This window comes from Pseudacidovorax sp., assembly GCF_017991995.1.
Taxonomy (GTDB): domain Bacteria; phylum Pseudomonadota; class Gammaproteobacteria; order Burkholderiales; family Burkholderiaceae_C; genus Xenophilus.
In genome coordinates this window covers 193,578-210,690 of sequence record NZ_JAGOPN010000010.1, presented here as the reverse complement: position 1 = coordinate 210,690, position 17,113 = coordinate 193,578, and the positions used below count along the sequence as shown (strand labels likewise).

Here is a 17,113-nt window from a genome sequence, read left to right as displayed (position 1 = left end):
CGTCGTCAGCTTTCCTGCGGGCTCAGCATTTCGCGGGCATGGGCGAGCGAGGCGGCTGATACCCGCTCACCGCCCAGCATGCGGGCGATCTCCTGCATGCGGCCTTCGCCGTCGAGCGGCGCGACCGTGCTTTCCGTGACCGGCTGCGGCTTGCCGCCCTGTGCGGTCGCCGCGTTCAGTGTGCGCTTGGCCACGCGCAGATGGTGGTCGGCGCAGGCGGCCACCTGCGGCAGGTGGGTCACCGCCAGCACCTGGCGATCGCGGCCGAGCTGGCGCATCAGGCGACCCACGGTGTCGGCCACCGCGCCGCCGATGCCGGTGTCCACCTCGTCGAAGATCAGCGCCTGCGCTGTGCCCAACTGGCTGGTGGTGACCGCGATGGCCAGTGCGATGCGCGACAGCTCGCCGCCCGAAGCCACCTTGCCCACCGGCCGCGGCGTGCCGCCGGCATGGCCGGCCACGAGGAAGGCGATGTCCTCCATGCCGTGGCGCGCTGGTTGCGGCAGCGGCTGCAGATCGACGGCAAAACGGCCGCCCTGCATGCCCAGGCCCTGCATCGCTTCGGTGATGGCCGCGGCCAGCTTGGGGGCGGCCTTCTTGCGGGCCTGGCCGACGGCGCGTGCCTCCTTGTCGAAGGCCTGGCGCGCCCGCTGCTCGGCCTGCTCCAGCGCGGCCAGGTCGGCCTGGGCTTCCAGCGTCTGCAGTTCCTGCCGCCAGCTGGCGAGCAGGGCGGGCAGCTCCTCGGGGGGGCGGCGGTAGCGGCGGGCCAGTGACATCCACAGGCCCAGGCGCTCGTCCAGCGCCTGCAACTGGTCGGCGTCGGTCTCGGTGCGGCGCAGGTAGCCGTGCAGCGCATGCAGTGCGTCGGAGGCCTGAGCCAGGCTACCGGCAAGTTCGTCGCCCAGCGTCTTGAATTCGGGTTCGATGTGGGCCAGATCCTGCAGGCGGTCGGCGGCGCGCGAGAGCAGGGCCAGGGCGCCCTGTTCGTCCTCTTCCAGCAGGCCGGCGGCGGCCTGCGCGGCGTCGATCAGCGACTGTGCGTTGGCCAGCCGGGTGTGCTGGCTGGAGAGTTCTTCCCACTCGTCGGCGCCGGGCGCCAGCTTGTCGACCTCGCCGATCTGCCACTGCAGGCGTTCGCGCTCGCGCAGCAGGCTTTCCTGCGCATTGCGGGCGGCTTCCAGCGCAGTGCCGGCCTGGCGCCAGTTCTGCCAGGCGGTCTCCAGTGCGGCGGTTCGGACCCCGGCATAGGCGTCCAGCAGGCCGCGCACGGCATCGGGGCGGGTCAGGCTCTGCCACGCATGCTGGCCGTGGATGTCCAGCAGGTGCGCGCCCAGTTCACGCAGCTGCGTGGCGGTGGCCGGGCTTCCGTTGATCCAGCCGCGGCTGCGGCCCTGGGTGTCGACGGTGCGGCGCAGCAGCAGGGTGTCGCCGGCCTCGAAGCCGCCTTCTTCCAGCCAGGTGCCGAGCGCCGGGTCGGCGTCGAATTCGGCGCTCACATCCAGCCGCTCGGCGCCTTCGCGCACGGAACCGGCGTCGGCCCGGTTGCCCAGCGCCAGTTGCAGGGCGTCGATCAGGATCGACTTGCCGGCGCCAGTCTCGCCCGTGAGCACGGTGAAGCCCTCGGCCAGGTCCAGGTCGAGCGCGCGGACGATGACGAAGTCGCGCAGGACGATGCGTCGCAGGGCCACTCAGGAGCCTCCTTCGTTCCAGTGAAGTTTCTTGCGCAGGGTGTCGAAATAGCTCCAGCCGCGCGGATGCAGGAAGCGCACCCTGTGCTCGGAGCGCCGCACCAGCACCTGGTCGCCATGGGCGAGGGAGGCGAGGGACTGCATGTCGAAATTGGCGCTGGCGTCGCGCCCGCCCACCACCTCGACCGAGATCTCCTCGGCGTCGGGCAGCAGGATCGGCCGGTTCGACAGCGTGTGCGGCGCGATCGGCACCATCACCCAGCCGGGGATGGAGGGATGCAGCATCGGCCCGCCCGCCGACAGTGCGTAAGCGGTGGAGCCGGTAGGCGTGGCGATGATCAGGCCGTCGGCACGCTGGTTGGCCACCAGATGCCCGCCGACCGAGACGCGCAGCTCGACCATGCCGGAGGTGGCGCCGCGGTTGACCACCACGTCGTTCATGGCCTGGGCGGTGAACACGACCTCGCCGGCGCGCATGACCCGGGCCTGGATCAGGCTGCGGTGGTCTTCCTCGTACTCGCCGGCCAGCATCGGCGTGAGTGTGGCCTCGTAATGTTCCAGCGGGATGTCGGTGACGAAGCCCAGGCGGCCGCGGTTGATGCCGATCAGCGGCACGCCGTAGCGGGCGAGCTGCCGGCCGATGCCCAGCATGGTGCCGTCGCCGCCGACCACCAGGCCCAGGTCGCACTGCTCGCCGATCTCCTGCACCGTGAGCAGGGGCCAGCGGCCCGCGCGCGGCACGCCGTCCTCGCCGCATTCGGCGCTGCTGCGCTCGAGCACCACGACGCAGCCGCGCGACTCCAGGAACGCCGCAATGCCCTCGATGACAGCATCGCGCTCGCGCGCCGCCGTCGCCTGGTACTTGCCGATGAGCGCCACATGGCGGAAGGGTGCGTGCATGGGGACAAATTACATCACGACACCGGAGGCGTCCCACCGCCTGGCAAGGCCTTGTCCGCCGCCTAGGGATCGCGGGCCGCGGGGTATCATTTGCCGATGCTGGACGACCGCGCCAAGCTGCTGCTCAAGACCCTGGTGGAACGCTACATCGCCGACGGCCAACCCGTCGGCTCGCGCACGCTCTCGCGCGCCGCCGGTCTCGAGCTTTCCCCCGCCACCATCCGCAATGTGATGGCCGACCTCGAGGACCTGGGGCTGATCGTCAGCCCCCACACCTCCGCCGGCCGCATTCCCACTGCGCGCGGCTACCGGCTGTTCGTCGACACCATGCTCACGGCCCAGCGGGCCCAGTTGCAGTCCACGCCGCCGAGCCTGCCGCCGGACCAGCCCCAGAAAGTGATCGCCAGCGCGGCACAGCTGCTGTCGAACCTCTCCCAGTTCGTGGGCGTGGTGATGGCGCCGCGGCGCACGACGGCCTTCCGGCACATCGAATTCCTGCGGCTGTCGGAGCGGCGGCTCCTGGTCATCATCGTCTCGCCCGACGGCGACGTGCAGAACCAGGTCATCTTCACCGACCGGGACTACACCCAGTCGGAGCTCATCGAAACCTCCAACTACCTCACCGCCCACTACGGTGGACTGTCCATCGAGCAGGTGCGCGACCGTCTCAAGGGCGAGATGGACGGCCTGCGCGCCGAGATCGCCTCGCTGATGCAGGCGGCAGTGCAGGCGAGCTCGCAGGCGTTTTCGCAGGCACAGGAAGAAGTCATCATTGCCGGCGAGCGCAACCTGCTGGCCGTGAGCGACTTCTCCAGCGATATGGGCCAGTTGCGCCGTGCCTTCGAGTTGTTCGAGCAGAAGGCCGAGCTGATGCGGTTGCTGGACATGTCCAGCAAGTCCGACGGCGTGCGCATCTTCATTGGCGGCGAAAGCCAGGTGGTGCCGTACGAAGAGCTGTCGGTCGTCAGTGCCAACTACGAAGTCAACGGCGAGGTGGTCGGCACCCTGGGCGTGATCGGACCGACCCGCATGCCCTATGACCGCATGATCCAGATCGTGGACATCACTTCCCGCTTGGTTAGCAACGCGCTGAGCCACAACAACAAGTAGCCGTTCGGCGCCGCGCCGACATGGCGTAGAGAGACGGGGCACGCCGTTCGGACGACCGCGGATCAGCGCGCCGGCGCTTCCCCCGCCAGCGCCTGCAGCGCCGGCACGTCGCGGATCAGTACGACGTAGCCATGCATCTCGATGCATCCCAGTTCCACCAGTCGCCGGAAGCAGCGGGACAGCGTGGCCTGTGCCATCACCAGCTGGCGCGCAATGGAGCGCTTCTGCACCGGCAATCGCACCGAGCGGTCCTTGCCGGCGGCTTCGAAAGGCTCGCGCAGCAGCCAGGCGGCCAGGCGCCCCAGCACGTCCTTGGTGGCCAATTCGTGCCGCCCGTCCGTCAGTTGGCGGATGCGCTCGGCCATCACCAGGCCGACGGCGCGCTGAAGGGCCGGATCCTGCCGAGCGGCTTCCAGCAGGTGCTCCAGCGGCAGTGCGGCCAGGGTGACGCGAGCCGGACACACGGCTGACTCGATCCAGTCCGACTCCAGCCAGGCGGAGGCGAGATCCAGCCACTGGCCCGGGCCGAGAACGCGGTTCTCGACCAGACCCCCATCCGCACCAATGCGGCCGACCACGATGCGGCCTTCGGCAACGAGCCACCACGACGGTGGATGGTTGTCCGGCATGGCGGCGATGGCGCCCTTGGGCAGCACATGCAGGCGCAGGGCGCCGGCCAGCCGCTCCAGCGTGGCCGGTGCTGGCTCGCAGGGGGCGAAGGCGCCGCGCAACAAGGGCACGCCGGACAGGACGACCGGCCGCCGCCCGGTGGCGGCTTTCCAGCGCCGCGCTTCGGGGCGCGGTGCGTCGGAGGTCAGGGAAGACAGGGCCGGCAGCATGAAAGGTCGGGGTGGCGTCAGGTGGTCGATGCCCGACTCTGCCCACGATGCGACCGCGCTGCCTTGAGCCAGCGCAAGGGTTGGCGGATCGGCCGCCGCCCGCCATCAGCCGCACAGTCCGGTGAAGCCGCAGGCGGTACAGAAGCTGCAGCCATCCTTGCGGATCAGGGTGGCGTTGCCGCATTCGGGGCAGGCGGCGCCGGCCATGGCCTGCTGCACGCCCGGCGCTGTGACGGCAGGGGCGGCCAGGATGCCCATCTCCTGAAGCGGAAAGCCTTCCTCGTCCAGCACACCGAGCATGGCGTAGCGATGGATCACCAGCCGCGCCAGGTAGGCCACGGTCGAGGGCCAGGTCTGCTGCCGCCGCACCTTCGGATCCAGGCTGGGCACGAAGGCCATGAAGTGGCCCAGCGGCTCGGCATAGCTCAGCAGCTTGCGCAGCTTCATGCCAATCCATGCCGGGTCGATCACCCGCATGTCCAGCGACAGCACGCGCGCCAGTCCGTCGAGCGCGCGCGGATAGTTGCCCGAGAAGCCCAGGGCGCAGGGCCGGGTGTGGGTGGCGCCGCTGGGGCTGGGCAGCAGCACCTCCTTGAGCGTGAGGGTGAAGGCTTCGCCCGTGGCCGGGTTCTCGATGTCCACGGCCCAGGCCAGCGTGCCGGAGGGGCCGGTGTGCGGCTCGTCCAGGCTGAACAGGGCGTCGAGCACCGGCGTGCCGGGCGCGGGCGGGTTCCACAGACCCAACTGCTCGCAGCGCCAGCGCAGCACGGCGGCGGTGGCGGCAACCACGCCGGGGAATGTGCGCACCTCGCCATGGGGTGGGAAGGGCATGTCGAAGGGGCGCTCCTCCTGCACGGTGGCCAGCGCGTCGAGCTTGAGGCGCACCCATTCGGCGTCGCGCGCCCGCAGGTCCATCGACAGCGTCTTGGCCAGGGCGCCCAGGCCGCGGGGCTGCTCGGCGCCGTTGACCCACACCTCGAAGGGCAGCGGCCGGGCGCCCTCGCCGCCGTCCGGGGCTTCGCCGACGAAAAGCGCGAACTGCCCGTGCGGATGCCGAACCATGGTGCACCAGGCCGCATTGCCGGCGGGAAAGTCCGGCCGGCCGGGCCAGCGCAGCGAGGCCAGCACCGGCTCGCGCGGCAGGCGATCCAGCGCCAGGCGGCGGTCGGCGATGCCCGGCGCGGGCAGGGCGGCGTCCGGCTGCGGCACGCTGAGCACGGCGCCCAGCACGGCATTGGGCCGGTAGGTGGCCAGGCCCTTCAGGCCGGACTGCCACGCCTGCAGGTAAAGATCCTGGAAGGCCGCGTAGGGATAGTCTGCCGGCACGTTCACCGTCTTGCTGATCGAGGTGTCGATGAAGGGCGCGACGGCCGCCACCATGGCCGCATGCGACTGGGCGCTCATCTCCAGCGCCGTGACAAAGGCGGGCGGCAAAGGCGCGTCCGGCCCGCGCAAGTGGCGGAACAGGCGCCAGGCATGGTCCTCCACCGCGAATTCCTGGAAGGTGCCGTCGGCCATGCGCTTCTTGCGCTGGTACGTCCAGCTGAACGGCGGCTCGATGCCATTGCTGGCGTTGTCGGCAAAGGCCAGGCTGATGGTGCCGGTCGGCGCGATCGACAGCAGGTGCGAGTTGCGCAGGCCGTGGCGGCGGATGCGCTCCCGCAGCGCCGCCGGCAGGCGCGCGGCGAAGCGCCCGCGCTGCAGGTAGAGGTCGGCATTGAACAGGGAGAAGGCGCCACGCTCGCGCGCCAGTTCGGCGGAGGCGGCATAGGCCGCGTCGCGCAGCCGCTCGGCGATGCGCGCCGCCATCTGCCGCGCCGGCGCCTCGTCGTAGCGCAGCCCGAGCATGGCCAGCGCATCGCCCAGTCCGGTGAAGCCCAGGCCGATGCGGCGCTTGGCCATCGCTTCCTCGCGCTGGCGGGGCAGGGGCCAGAGCGACACGTCGAGCACGTTGTCCAGCATGCGCACGCAGGTGGGGATGAGCGCGTCGAAGGCCGCCTCGTCGAAGCGTGCCTCGGGCTCGAAGGGCTGGCGCACGAAGCGCGTCAGGTCGATGGAGCCCAGGCAGCAGCAGCCGTAGGGCGGCAGCGGCTGCTCGGCGCAGGGATTGGTGGCGGAGATGGTCTCGCAGTAGCCGAGGTTGTTGTTGGCATTGATGCGGTCCAGGAAGAGCGCGCCCGGTTCGGCGTGGTCGTAGGTGGCGCGCATGATCTGGTCCCACAGCGCACGTGCGGGTACGCGGCGGTAGACCCAGGCGCCATCGCCACGTGGATGGGCACCTTCGGCCTTCTGCGCCTCGCCAGGCTCGGCGCGGTGCACCAGCTCGATTTCGGCATCGGCCTGCACGGCCTGCATGAAGGCGTCGGTGATGCCGACCGAGATGTTGAAGTTGCGCAGGTCGCCCGCGTCCTTCGCGTGGATGAATTCCTCCACGTCCGGATGGTCGCAGCGCAGCACGGCCATCTGGGCGCCCCGGCGCGCGCCGGCCGATTCCACCGTCTCGCAGGAGCGGTCGAACACGCGCATGTAGCTCACCGGGCCTGAGGCGCTCGATTGGGTGCTGCGCACCCGTGCGCCCTTGGGGCGGATGCGCGAGAAGTCGTAGCCCACGCCGCCGCCGCGCCGCATGGTCTCGGCCGCTTCGGTCAGGGCCGTGTAGATGCCGGGATGGCCTTCATCGTCCTCGGCGATGGAATCGCCGACCGGCTGGACGAAGCAGTTGATGAGCGTGGCTTCCAGCGTGGTGCCGGCGGCCGAAAGGATGCGCCCAGCGGGGATGAAGCCAGCCTCCAGCGCATCGACGAAGACGTTTTCGAAATGGGCGCGGCGCTCCGGTGCCTCGACGGCAGCCAGCGCCTGGGCCACCCGCCGCCGGACGTCGCCGACTTCGCGTTCGTCACCCTTGGCGTATTTCTCGCGCAGCACGTCCTGGCTGATGGCCTGGGCGGGCAGGACGGTGCAGTTCAGGATGGGCATGGGCAACTCCTGTTGGGTGGCGGCCGCTGTAGTGCCCGGCAGGCAAGCGGCAGCGATCGGGTGAACTGTATGAAAAACCAGCCCTTCGGTCTGTCGGAAAACCACTCTGCTGCCGTGGGCTGTAGCTTTGTCGTTTTTCTTGATCTTTCAAGATATATCATTGATTCATCTTGAGCTTTCCGAAGGATTCGCATGACTGAAGAATGGATGCACCCGGGGCGCGGCGGCGGTCGAGGCCATGGCCATCGGCGTTCAGGTGCCGACACGCTGGCCGAGGGGGCGATGGAGGGCCGCGGTGGCGGCCGGCGCCCGCGCCAGTTGGAGCCCGGCGACCTTCGCCTGCTGATGCTCCATGCGCTGGCCGCCCAGCCGAGCCATGGCTATGAGCTGATCAAGGCGATCGGGGAGTGGGTGGGCGGCGACTACACCCCCAGCCCGGGAACCGTCTATCCGACGCTGGCGTTGCTGGAGGACCTGGGCCTTGCCCGCTCGGAAGCCAGCGATGGCGGCCGCAAGCGCTTCCATCTGACGCCCCAGGGCGAGGCGGAACGTGCTGCGCAGGCGTCGGCCATCGAGGCGGTGCTGGAGCGCCTGGCGCAGGCGCGAGCCCGCGCCCACGCGCGCCGCTTGCCCGAGATCCGCCGTGCCATGGAGAACCTGAAGATGGCGCTGCGCCTGCGCCTGGAAGGCGAGATGGAGTCGACGGAACTGGTTCGTCGACTCGCCGAGATCATCGACCGCGCCGCGGTCGAGGTGGAACGCGCCTGAGTGGCGCCCCGACAGAGAGACCGACCATGAAACAACACCGCTACCGAATCACCGTCGAACACCTGGCCGATGCGCACGGCAACCCGTCCACTCACCCCGAGCCGCTGCGCTTCGAGGCCGGCAACCACGACGACATCCTCGCCATCGCTGAGCGCATGCGCGGCCGCGGCGAATTCCCGCCCGACACGGCCAACGCGCTGGCGGTGGGCCTGAAGCTGTTCAGCGAGGTGATGCTGGAGAACCGAGGCCATCCACTCTTCGCGGATTTCGCGCCGCACTTCCGTGCCTTCATGCAGCACCTGAAGAAGAGCCCGCAACGGCTGGGGGGCGATGCGCCGGCGGCCGACGTTTCGCCTGCAGCCGGCCAGGCTCAGTAGTTGAGCCGCTCCGGCCGCAGCTCCTGCAGGATGGTTGTCGCGATCTCTTCGATGGACTTGGTGGTGGTCGACAGCCAGCGGATGCCGGCCCGGCGCATCATGGCCTCGGCCTCGCTCACCTCGTAGCGGCAGTTCTCGATGCTGGCGTAACGCGAATTGGGCCGCCGCTCGTTGCGGATCTCGGCCAGCCGCTCGGGCTGGATGGTCAGCCCGAAGATTTTCTTGCGGAAGGCGATCAGCGCCGGCGGCAACTGCCGGCGGTCGAAGTCCTCGGGGATCAGCGGATAGTTGGCCGCCTTCAACCCGTGCTGCATGGCCAGGTAGAGCGAGGTCGGCGTCTTGCCGCTGCGGCTCACGCCCACGAGGATGACGTCCGCCGCCTCCAGATCCGCATGGCTCTGGCCATCGTCGTGCTGCAGACTGAAGTCGATGGCGGCGATGCGGTCGTGGTATTCCTTGCTCTTGCTGATGTCCGAGAAGCGGCCGATGCGGTGGTTGGACTTCATCGCCAGCTCGATCTCCAGCGGCCGCACGAAGGTGCCGAAGAGGTCGAGCAGCATGCCCTTGCAGCCGGTCTCGATCACCTCCAGCACCTCCATGTTGGCCAGGGTGGTGAAGACGATGGGCCGATAGCCTTCGAGCTCGGCCGTGTGATTGATCTGCCGCACCGCCTGGTGGGCCTTGTCGACCGTGTCGGTGAAGGGCATGCGCACGTGGCGTGCCTTGAGTTCGAACTGGTTGAGCACGGCATTGCCGAAGGTCTCGGCGGTGATGCCGGTGCCGTCCGAAACGAAGAAAACGGTGCGCTTGTGCATGGGGGCGGCCTGTAGTTTCTGTCCTGCGGCGGCGGTCCGGACCGCCGCCTACAATCCCGCAGATTATCGGCGCGTGCCCTCCGCGCGCCGCACCCGCATCCCTTCCCATGCAGTCGCCCCGCGCACCCAGAGCAAGAAGAACGATCGCGCCCGGCTGCCTGCTGCATGGAACGCACCGCTTTTTAAACTCCGGAGTCTTCCCATGTCTGCCCTGTTCGAAGCGACCGCCCTGGTCGTGCCCTTCGAAAACCTGAGGATGAGCGATGTCGAGGCCGTTGGCGGCAAGAACGCCAGCCTCGGCGAGATGATTTCCCAGCTGCCCGAGGGCGTGCGCGTGCCCACCGGCTTCGCCACCACCGCCCATGCCTTCCGCGAGTTCCTCGCGCACGAAGGCCTGACGCAGCGCATCAGCCAGCGCCTGGCTACCCTGGACATCGAGGACGTGCGCGCCCTGGCCGCCGCCGGCGCCGAGATCCGCGGCTGGATCGAGGCGCAGCCCTTCCCCGCCGACCTCGAAAGGGCCGTGCGCGAGCACTTCGCCAAGCTGAGCGCGGGCAACGACCAAGCCAGCTTCGCGGTGCGTTCCTCGGCCACTGCCGAAGACCTGCCCGACGCTTCCTTTGCCGGCCAGCAGGAGACCTTCCTGAACGTCGTCGGCATCGAGGACGTGCTGCACAAGATGAAGGAGGTGTTCGCCTCTCTCTACAACGACCGTGCCATCAGCTACCGCGTCCACAAGGGCTTTGCCCACGACGTGGTGGCCCTGTCGGCCGGCGTACAGCGCATGGTCCGCTCCGACCTGGGTGCCGCAGGCGTGATGTTCACCATCGACACCGAATCGGGCTTCGACCAGGTCGTCTTCATCACCTCCAGCTACGGTCTGGGTGAGACGGTGGTGCAGGGCGCCGTCAACCCCGACGAGTTCTACGTCCACAAGCCGATGCTCGAAGCCGGCAAACGCGCGGTGATCCGCCGCAACCTGGGCTCCAAGCTGATCCAGATGGAATTCGCCACGCCCGAGGAGAAGAAGGCCTCGGGCAAGCTGGTCAAGACCACCGACGTCAAGACCGAACTGCGCAACCGCTATTCGCTGACCGATGCCGAGGTGGAGCAACTGGCGAAGTACGCCATGGTCATCGAGAAGCACTACGGCCGCCCGATGGACATCGAGTGGGGCAAGGACGGCACCGACGGCCAGCTCTACATCCTGCAGGCCCGTCCCGAGACGGTGAAGAGCCAGCAGCAGGGCAAGGTCGAGCAGCGCTTCAAGCTCAAGGGCAAGAGTGCCGTGCTGGCGGAAGGCCGCGCCATCGGCCAGAAGATCGGGACCGGCCCCGTGCGCCTGGTGCACAGCATCAGCGAGATGGACAAGGTGCAGGCCGGCGACGTGCTGGTCACCGACATGACCGACCCCAACTGGGAGCCGGTGATGAAGCGCGCCAGCGCCATCGTCACCAACCGCGGCGGCCGCACCTGCCATGCGGCGATCATCGCGCGCGAACTGGGCATTCCGGCCGTTGTGGGCTGCGGCGACGCCACCAGCCTGCTCAAGGACGGCACGCTGGTCACCGTGAGCTGCGCTGAGGGCGACACCGGCCACATCTACGACGGCCTGCTGGAGACCGAGGTCACCGAGGTCCAGCGCGGCGAGATGCCCAAGATCCCGACCAAGATCATGATGAACGTGGGCAACCCGCAGCTCGCCTTCGACTTCGCCCAGCTGCCCAACGAAGGCGTGGGCCTGGCGCGGCTGGAATTCATCATCAACAACAACATCGGCGTGCATCCCAAGGCCATCCTGGACTATCCGCAGGTCGATCCCGACCTGAAGAAGGCCGTGGAATCGGTGGCCCGCGGCCATGCCTCGCCCAAGGCCTTCTACGTCGACAAGGTGGCCGAGGGCGTGGCCACCATCGCGGCGGCCTTCTGGCCCAAGCCGGTGATCGTGCGCCTGTCGGACTTTAAGTCCAACGAGTACCGCAAGCTGATCGGTGGCAGCCGCTACGAGCCGGAGGAAGAGAACCCCATGCTGGGCTTCCGCGGCGCGGCGCGCTACATCAGCGCCGAGTTCGGCGAGGCCTTCGCCATGGAGTGCGAGGCGCTCAAGCGCGTGCGCAACGAGATGGGCCTGACCAACGTGCAGATCATGGTGCCCTTCGTGCGCACGCTGAAGCAGGCCGAGCGCGTGACCACGCTGCTGGGCGAGCACGGCCTCAAGCGCGGCGAGAACGAGCTCAAGATCATCATGATGTGCGAGGTTCCCAGCAACGCCATCCTGGCGGACGAGTTCCTGCAGTACTTCGACGGCTTCTCGATCGGCTCGAACGACCTGACGCAGCTCACCCTGGGCCTGGACCGCGATTCCGGCCTGGAACTGCTGGCGGCGGACTTCGACGAACGCGACCCGGCGGTGCAGGCCATGCTGTCGCGCGCCATCGAGGCCTGCAAGAAGCAGGGCAAGTACGTGGGCATCTGCGGCCAGGGCCCCAGTGACCATCCCGACTTCGCCCTGTGGCTGGCGGACCAGGGCATCGCATCGATCTCGCTCAACCCGGACAGCGTGATCGAGACTTGGCAGCGACTGGCGCAGCGCTGATCGCAGCCTTCAGCGCTGCGAGACCGACCCGGCATGTCGCCGGGACGGACGCACATTGAAAAGGGCGGCCCGTCTGTGCGGGCCGCCTTTGTCTTTGCAGGTTCTGGAACTAAGCTGGCGAGGTTGGCCTGTTCCGGTATATACTCGTGGGCTTTCCCTTGCCACACTGCCTGGACGCGGCGGGTGGCTTTTCTGGACCTCGCGCATGCGCGCCTGGTCCGCAAACCCCCAAGGAGTGTCATGCGTCACTACGAAATCATTCTGCTGATCCATCCGGATCAAAGCGAGCAGGTTCCGGCCATGCTGGAGCGTTACAAGGGCATGATCGCCGCCGGCAACGGCAAGGTGCATCGTGTCGAAGACTGGGGCCGCCGCCAGCTGGCCTACCAGATCAACAAGCTGAACAAGGCCCACTACCTGTGCGTCAACATCGAGGCCGACCAGGCCGTGATGTCCGAACTGGAGCATGCCTTCAAGTTCAACGACGCCGTGCTGCGCCACCTGACCGTGCTGAAGAAGAAGGCCGACACCGGCCCCTCCTCGATGATGAAGACCGTCGAGCGCGAGGAAGCCCGCAAGGCCCAGCAGGCCGAGTACGCCGCCAACAACAGCAGCAACTGATGTGGCTGCGCCTGCGGCGGCCAACCATCTGCTCCTGACGGCCTGCATCGAAGAGATCGCCGCCTTGCGTTTCACCCCGGCCGGGCTCCCGGCCATCGACCTGCGGCTCGACCATGAGTCGACCCAGGACGAAGCCGGACAGACCCGGCAGGTGAAGGCGGCACTCAAGGCAGTGGCCTTTGGCGCAGTGGCCGAGCGGCTCGCGCGGCAGGCGCTGGGCAGCCAGTGGCGGTTCCAGGGTTTCCTGGCCAACCCCCGCAACGGCAAGCACCCGGTGCTCCACGTCACGGATTTTCAGCAAGATTAATTTTCGACAGAGGTCCCTCCATGGCCACGTTCAAGAAATTCAACAAGGACAAGCGTCCGAAGCGCAACACCCAGTCGCTGCTGTTCAAGCGCAAGCGTTTCTGCCGCTTCACCGTCGCCGGTGTCGAAGAGATCGACTACAAGGACATCGACACCCTGCGCGACTTCGTTGGCGAGAACGGCAAGATCGTCCCCGCCCGCCTGACCGGCACCCGCGCCATCTACCAGCGTCAGCTGAACACCGCGATCAAGCGCGCCCGCTTCCTCGCGATGCTGCCGTACAGCGACCAGCACCGCGTCTGAGCCGGAAGGAGTACATCCCATGCAAGTCATTCTTCTGGACAAGATCGTCAACCTCGGTGCGCTTGGCGACATCGTCAAGGTCAAGGACGGTTACGCCCGCAACTTCCTGATCCCCACCGGCCGTGCCCGCCGCGCCACCGAATCGGCCAAGGCCGAGTTCGAAGCCAAGCGTGTCGAGCTGGAAAAGGCTGCCGCCGCCAAGCTGGCTGAAGCCCAGTCCCAAGGTGAGAAGCTGTCTGGCTCCACCGTCAAGCTGACCCAGAAGGCCGGCGTCGATGGCCGCCTGTTCGGCTCGGTGACCAACCACGACATCGCCGACGAACTGAAGAAGTCCGGCTACGACGTGGCCAAGTCGCAGGTCCGCCTGCCCAACGGCCCGATCAAGACCGTTGGCGACACCACGGTGAGCGTGGCCCTGCACACGGACGTGGTCGTCGAGATCACCGTCACGGTCTACGGCGAAACCGCCTGATCCCCCTGCGAACGGCCGGCGGATTTCCGCTCGCCTTCACATCCCAAGGCCGCCTCCGGGCGGCCTTCTCATTGGCGCACCGGCCAGTTGTCCCGGCCTGCGCACCGGAAGCCCACGGGTTGTCCCCAGACTTATCCCGTGACTCGGCTGCCATGGCGGCCTAGCATCGCCGCCTGCACTGCACGCCATGTCCGCTGTCTTTTCTCCCTTTGCTCCCAACGATCCTTCCGGTGACCGCCAGGTGGCGCAGCTGCGCGTGCCGCCGAACTCGGTGGAAGCCGAATCCAGCGTGCTGGGCGGCCTGCTGCTCGACAACAGCGCCTGGGACCGCGTGGGCGACCTGCTCACCGATGGCGACTTCTACCGTCACGAGCACAAGCTGATCTTTGGCGCCGTCGGCCAGCTGATCAACGGCAACAAGCCGGCGGACGTGATCACGGTGCACGAGCACCTGCAGAACCTCGGGCAGTCCGAGGAAACGGGCGGCTTGGCCTACCTCAACTCGCTGGCCCAATTCGTGCCCAGCGCGAGCAACATCCGCCGCTACGCCGAGATCGTGCGCGAGCGGGCAGTGCTGCGAAAGCTGATCTCCGCCGCCGACGAGATCTCCACCGCCGCCTTCAATCCGCAGGGCAAGGCCGTCGACAAGATCCTGGACGAGGCCGAGCAGAAGATCTTCAACATCGGCGAAGAGGGCTCGCGCAACAAGCAGGGCTTCCACAGCATGGACTCGCTGGTGGTCGAGCTGCTGGATCGCGTGACCGAGATGGCCGACAACCCCAACGACATCACTGGGGTGCCGACCGGCTTCTACGACTTCGACCGCATGACCTCGGGCATGCAGGCTGGCGACATGATCGTGCTGGCAGCGCGCCCGTCCATGGGCAAGACCTCGCTGGCCATCAACATCGCCGAGCACGTGGCGCTCAACGAGGGCTTGCCGGTGGCGGTGTTCTCGATGGAAATGGGTGCCGCTCAGCTGGCCATCCGTATCGTGGGCTCCATCGGCCGCATCGACCAGGGGCACCTGCGCACAGGCAAGCTGACCGACGAGGAATGGCCGCGCCTGACCGAGGCCATCGAGAAGCTGCGTAACATCTCGCTGCACATCGATGAGACCCCGGGCCTGTCCACGAGCGAGTTGCGTGCCAATGCGCGACGCCTCGCGCGCCAGTGCGGCCAACTGGGCCTGATCGTGGTCGACTACCTGCAGCTGATGAGCGTGTCGGGCGGCATGGCCGACGAGAACCGCGCGACGGCCGTGGGCGAGATCTCGCGTGGCCTCAAGATGCTGGCCAAGGAACTCAAGTGCCCGGTGATCGCGTTGTCGCAGTTGTCGCGCGGCGTGGAAAGCCGCACTGACAAGCGTCCGATGATGAGCGACCTGCGCGAATCGGGCGCCATCGAGCAGGATGCGGACGTGATCATGTTCATCTACCGCGACGACTACTACAACAAGGACTCCAAGGAGCCCGGCGTCGCCGAAGTGATCATCGCCAAGCAGCGGAACGGCCCGACCGGCACGGTGAAGCTGGCCTTCCTGAAGCCGTTGACCAAGTTCGAGAACCTGGCAGGCGGCTTCGGGGGCGATGACTTCTGAGTAGGAGCGACCGCCGACTCGCTGGTGAATGCGCACGTCGGGAGGTCGGCGTGGCTGGAGGCGCTCCCGATGCTGCATATGCGGCGCGCCGTCGTGGCAATCGGCACGCTCTATTTCTTGAACGTCGCCGGTCGGCCGCTCAGATGCTGCGGTCGTCCGCGCAGTTGGCTTCGATCCGGCGGCGCAGGTCGGCCAGTGTGCGACCGGGCTCGTCCCTGAAGCCTTCCTCCAGCATCCGCGCATCGCGGATCCGGTCCATGCGGAAGGCGCGGAAGTCCTGCCTCAGCTCGCACCAGGCGGCCAGCGTCCAGACCTTGCCCCAATAGAAGCAGCCCAGCGGACGCACCTGGCGCTCGCTGGGCTTGCCGCCCTCGTCGCGATAGTCGAGCCAGAGCTTGCGGCGCGCCTGCGCCGCCTCGCGCAAGGTGCGCAGGTGGATCCGGGTCACGTCGTCCAGGGCAATGGCAGGCGCGTACAGCGCGAGCGATTCGGCGGCCGCCCGCGCCGTTGGCGGCAGCACCGACAGGATCTTGCCCAACGCACTGTCTATGTTGTCGCCCAGCGCCGGATCGACCCAGCTTTGGGCCAGCCGTGCCGCAGCCACCAGCGCCCGGGCCTCGTCCTGCGTGAACATCAGCGGCGGCAGATCGAAACCCTGGCCCAGCCGGTAGCCGATGCCCGCTTCGCCCTCGAGTGGCACACCTTGGCGCTGCAGGTCGGCGATGTCGCGGTAGACGGTGCGCTCCGACACCTCCAGCCGCCCGGCCAGGAAGGCGGCGGTGGTCAGCCGACGGCCGCGGATCAGTTGGACGATCTGGAACAGGCGGTCGGCACGGCGCATGGGGCAAACGGATCAGGTGGGATCGGCGGTGGGAAGGCGGGCCTGCATGGCGGCGGCGATACGTCGCATGTCGTCCGCGCCGATTTCGAACAGGCCGAAGCGCAGCTTATAGCCCCATCCGCGGCGGTCTCGGGTGAAGTCCAGCTGGTCCACCAAGCCGGCGATGGGCACCTCGCAGGCCTCGGCATAGTGCACGTCGCGCCGCCAGGGCACGAAGCCACCGCCCATGTCGGCCTGGTAGGGGGCCGACGGCGCCACCGTGCCCACCGAGACGAAGGCCTGCAGCCGGTCACGCGCGCCGAAGCGCTCGGCGGGCGCGTAGTAGGCCACGCAGTCGCCCGCCGCCAGGCGCCGCAGCGGCGCGCCGCGGCCATGGCAGACCTGCATGAAGCCGGCGGGCCGGTGATCGCGGCCCAGGCGGGCATGTTCGGCGCTGGCCACGGCGATCCAGTGGCGGGCCGGCCGGGCGGACGCGCTGCACGGCGGCATGAGCAGGCCGAAAGGTGGGGGCGGCACGGCGTCAGTCCAGGGCATGCAGACCGACCACATTGCCCTCGGGATCGCGCACCAGGGCGAAATAGCCGATGCCGGGGGCGATGAGCGTGCGCGGCGTGACGACCTGGCCGCCGGCTTGCATGGCGCGGTCGAGCGCGCCTTGCACGCCTGGCTCGCAGTCGAGGTAGACGACGGTGCCGCCTTCGGCCGGACGATGCCCCTCGCGGCGCACCAGGCAGCCGCCCGCGCCGGGCTTGTCGTGGGCGAACACGGCCATGGTGTCGCCGCCCATGTCCTCCGTGCCGCGCATCGCGCGGTCGAGCATGCGTTCGTAGAAGCGCTGGGCAGCAGCAAGGTCGGTGACGGGGATCTCGAACCAGGTGTTGGCGTTGCGCATGGAAAGCTC

The 17,113-nt window shown here is 68.3% G+C and carries 17 protein-coding genes; 9 read left to right on the top strand and 8 right to left on the bottom strand.

The window, feature by feature from the left end; all coding sequences use genetic code 11:
* Nucleotides 1–5: 5 nt before the first annotated feature.
* Together recN and KBC94_RS15545 are read right to left on the bottom strand one after the other, a co-directional pair.
* Nucleotides 6–1,688, bottom strand: coding sequence for a DNA repair protein RecN (gene recN / locus KBC94_RS15550; protein WP_294371793.1), 1,683 nt, complete (start codon nucleotides 1,686–1,688; stop codon nucleotides 6–8).
* The gene (locus KBC94_RS15545) at nucleotides 1,689–2,588 is read right to left on the bottom strand and encodes an NAD kinase (RefSeq protein WP_234196995.1); all 900 of its coding nucleotides are present in this window, start codon (nucleotides 2,586–2,588) and stop codon (nucleotides 1,689–1,691) included.
* Nucleotides 2,589–2,684: 96 nt separating this feature from the next.
* Between KBC94_RS15545 and hrcA the strand changes: the two genes are divergently transcribed.
* Nucleotides 2,685–3,698, top strand: coding sequence for a heat-inducible transcriptional repressor HrcA (hrcA, locus tag KBC94_RS15540; protein ID WP_294371788.1), 1,014 nt, complete (start codon nucleotides 2,685–2,687; stop codon nucleotides 3,696–3,698).
* 62 nt (nucleotides 3,699–3,760) lie between these two features.
* Here the strand turns inward: hrcA and KBC94_RS15535 are convergent, their stop codons facing one another.
* Together KBC94_RS15535 and KBC94_RS15530 are read right to left on the bottom strand one after the other, a co-directional pair.
* Entirely contained in the window at nucleotides 3,761–4,537 is a 777-nt protein-coding gene (locus tag KBC94_RS15535; RefSeq protein ID WP_294371783.1) for a Crp/Fnr family transcriptional regulator, read from the bottom strand.
* 105 nt (nucleotides 4,538–4,642) lie between these two features.
* Nucleotides 4,643–7,513: an adenosylcobalamin-dependent ribonucleoside-diphosphate reductase gene (locus KBC94_RS15530; RefSeq protein ID WP_294371779.1), complete on the bottom strand. Its 2,871-nt coding sequence runs from the start codon at nucleotides 7,511–7,513 to the stop codon at nucleotides 4,643–4,645.
* Between the two features lie 192 nt (nucleotides 7,514–7,705).
* Between KBC94_RS15530 and KBC94_RS15525 the strand changes: the two genes are divergently transcribed.
* Both KBC94_RS15525 and KBC94_RS15520 read left to right on the top strand, forming a co-directional pair.
* Nucleotides 7,706–8,281 (top strand): PadR family transcriptional regulator, encoded by a 576-nt coding sequence (locus KBC94_RS15525; protein WP_294371776.1) that lies wholly within the window; start codon nucleotides 7,706–7,708, stop codon nucleotides 8,279–8,281.
* Nucleotides 8,282–8,307: 26 nt separating this feature from the next.
* On the top strand, nucleotides 8,308–8,658 hold the full coding sequence (locus KBC94_RS15520; RefSeq protein WP_294371773.1) for a DUF3861 domain-containing protein: 351 nt from the start codon (nucleotides 8,308–8,310) through the stop codon (nucleotides 8,656–8,658).
* Here KBC94_RS15520 and KBC94_RS15515 read toward each other — a convergent pair.
* Nucleotides 8,652–9,473, bottom strand: a complete 822-nt coding sequence (locus KBC94_RS15515; protein WP_017757862.1) for a pyruvate, water dikinase regulatory protein — start codon at nucleotides 9,471–9,473, stop codon at nucleotides 8,652–8,654. The genes KBC94_RS15520 and KBC94_RS15515 overlap by 7 nt on opposite strands.
* Before the next feature lie 202 nt (nucleotides 9,474–9,675).
* Here KBC94_RS15515 and ppsA point away from each other — a divergent pair, with 202 nt between their 5' ends.
* The 6 genes from ppsA to dnaB all read left to right on the top strand — a co-directional run bounded on the left by ppsA (nucleotide 9,676) and on the right by dnaB (nucleotide 15,371).
* On the top strand, nucleotides 9,676–12,069 hold the full coding sequence (gene ppsA, locus KBC94_RS15510) for a phosphoenolpyruvate synthase (protein ID WP_294371769.1): 2,394 nt from the start codon (nucleotides 9,676–9,678) through the stop codon (nucleotides 12,067–12,069).
* 240 nt (nucleotides 12,070–12,309) lie between these two features.
* Complete coding sequence (gene rpsF, locus KBC94_RS15505; protein ID WP_017757860.1) at nucleotides 12,310–12,690, top strand: 30S ribosomal protein S6; 381 nt, start codon at nucleotides 12,310–12,312, stop codon at nucleotides 12,688–12,690.
* 1 nt (nucleotide 12,691) lies between these two features.
* Nucleotides 12,692–12,997 (top strand): primosomal replication protein N, encoded by a 306-nt coding sequence (priB, locus tag KBC94_RS15500; protein WP_234197001.1) that lies wholly within the window; start codon nucleotides 12,692–12,694, stop codon nucleotides 12,995–12,997.
* 20 nt (nucleotides 12,998–13,017) lie between these two features.
* On the top strand, nucleotides 13,018–13,299 hold the full coding sequence (gene rpsR, locus KBC94_RS15495) for a 30S ribosomal protein S18 (RefSeq protein ID WP_017757858.1): 282 nt from the start codon (nucleotides 13,018–13,020) through the stop codon (nucleotides 13,297–13,299).
* Nucleotides 13,300–13,318: 19 nt separating this feature from the next.
* A complete protein-coding gene (rplI, locus tag KBC94_RS15490; RefSeq protein WP_294371745.1) occupies nucleotides 13,319–13,771 on the top strand; it encodes a 50S ribosomal protein L9 in 453 nt (150 codons plus the stop codon).
* Nucleotides 13,772–13,958: 187 nt separating this feature from the next.
* Nucleotides 13,959–15,371: a replicative DNA helicase gene (dnaB, locus tag KBC94_RS15485; protein ID WP_294371743.1), complete on the top strand. Its 1,413-nt coding sequence runs from the start codon at nucleotides 13,959–13,961 to the stop codon at nucleotides 15,369–15,371.
* Between the two features lie 139 nt (nucleotides 15,372–15,510).
* On the opposite strand, the gene KBC94_RS15480 is transcribed toward dnaB, so the two are convergent.
* From KBC94_RS15480 to KBC94_RS15470, 3 genes are read right to left on the bottom strand one after another with little or no spacing between them, the layout of a single operon-like run.
* A complete protein-coding gene (locus KBC94_RS15480) occupies nucleotides 15,511–16,212 on the bottom strand; it encodes a YafY family protein (RefSeq protein ID WP_294371741.1) in 702 nt (233 codons plus the stop codon).
* A 12-nt stretch (nucleotides 16,213–16,224) separates the two neighbouring features.
* A complete protein-coding gene (locus KBC94_RS15475; RefSeq protein WP_366934714.1) occupies nucleotides 16,225–16,728 on the bottom strand; it encodes an EVE domain-containing protein in 504 nt (167 codons plus the stop codon).
* 4 nt (nucleotides 16,729–16,732) lie between these two features.
* Nucleotides 16,733–17,104, bottom strand: a complete 372-nt coding sequence (locus KBC94_RS15470) for a VOC family protein (protein WP_294371739.1) — start codon at nucleotides 17,102–17,104, stop codon at nucleotides 16,733–16,735.
* Between the last annotated feature and the right edge of the window lie 9 nt (nucleotides 17,105–17,113).

What these genes read in the sequence shown, in the direction of transcription:
- KBC94_RS15515 (WP_017757862.1), bottom strand. Translation starts at nt 9,473, where the DNA reads ATGCACAAGCGCACCGTTTTCTTCGTTTCGGACGGCACCGGCATCACC.
- dnaB (WP_294371743.1), top strand. Translation starts at nt 13,959, where the DNA reads ATGTCCGCTGTCTTTTCTCCCTTTGCTCCCAACGATCCTTCCGGTGAC.
- KBC94_RS15545 (WP_234196995.1), bottom strand. Translation starts at nt 2,588, where the DNA reads ATGCACGCACCCTTCCGCCATGTGGCGCTCATCGGCAAGTACCAGGCG.
- KBC94_RS15480 (WP_294371741.1), bottom strand. Translation starts at nt 16,212, where the DNA reads ATGCGCCGTGCCGACCGCCTGTTCCAGATCGTCCAACTGATCCGCGGC.
- hrcA (WP_294371788.1), top strand. Translation starts at nt 2,685, where the DNA reads ATGCTGGACGACCGCGCCAAGCTGCTGCTCAAGACCCTGGTGGAACGC.
- KBC94_RS15520 (WP_294371773.1), top strand. Translation starts at nt 8,308, where the DNA reads ATGAAACAACACCGCTACCGAATCACCGTCGAACACCTGGCCGATGCG.
- rpsF (WP_017757860.1), top strand. Translation starts at nt 12,310, where the DNA reads ATGCGTCACTACGAAATCATTCTGCTGATCCATCCGGATCAAAGCGAG.
- ppsA (WP_294371769.1), top strand. Translation starts at nt 9,676, where the DNA reads ATGTCTGCCCTGTTCGAAGCGACCGCCCTGGTCGTGCCCTTCGAAAAC.
- rpsR (WP_017757858.1), top strand. Translation starts at nt 13,018, where the DNA reads ATGGCCACGTTCAAGAAATTCAACAAGGACAAGCGTCCGAAGCGCAAC.
- KBC94_RS15530 (WP_294371779.1), bottom strand. Translation starts at nt 7,513, where the DNA reads ATGCCCATCCTGAACTGCACCGTCCTGCCCGCCCAGGCCATCAGCCAG.
- rplI (WP_294371745.1), top strand. Translation starts at nt 13,319, where the DNA reads ATGCAAGTCATTCTTCTGGACAAGATCGTCAACCTCGGTGCGCTTGGC.
- KBC94_RS15535 (WP_294371783.1), bottom strand. Translation starts at nt 4,537, where the DNA reads ATGCTGCCGGCCCTGTCTTCCCTGACCTCCGACGCACCGCGCCCCGAA.
- KBC94_RS15470 (WP_294371739.1), bottom strand. Translation starts at nt 17,104, where the DNA reads ATGCGCAACGCCAACACCTGGTTCGAGATCCCCGTCACCGACCTTGCT.
- KBC94_RS15525 (WP_294371776.1), top strand. Translation starts at nt 7,706, where the DNA reads ATGACTGAAGAATGGATGCACCCGGGGCGCGGCGGCGGTCGAGGCCAT.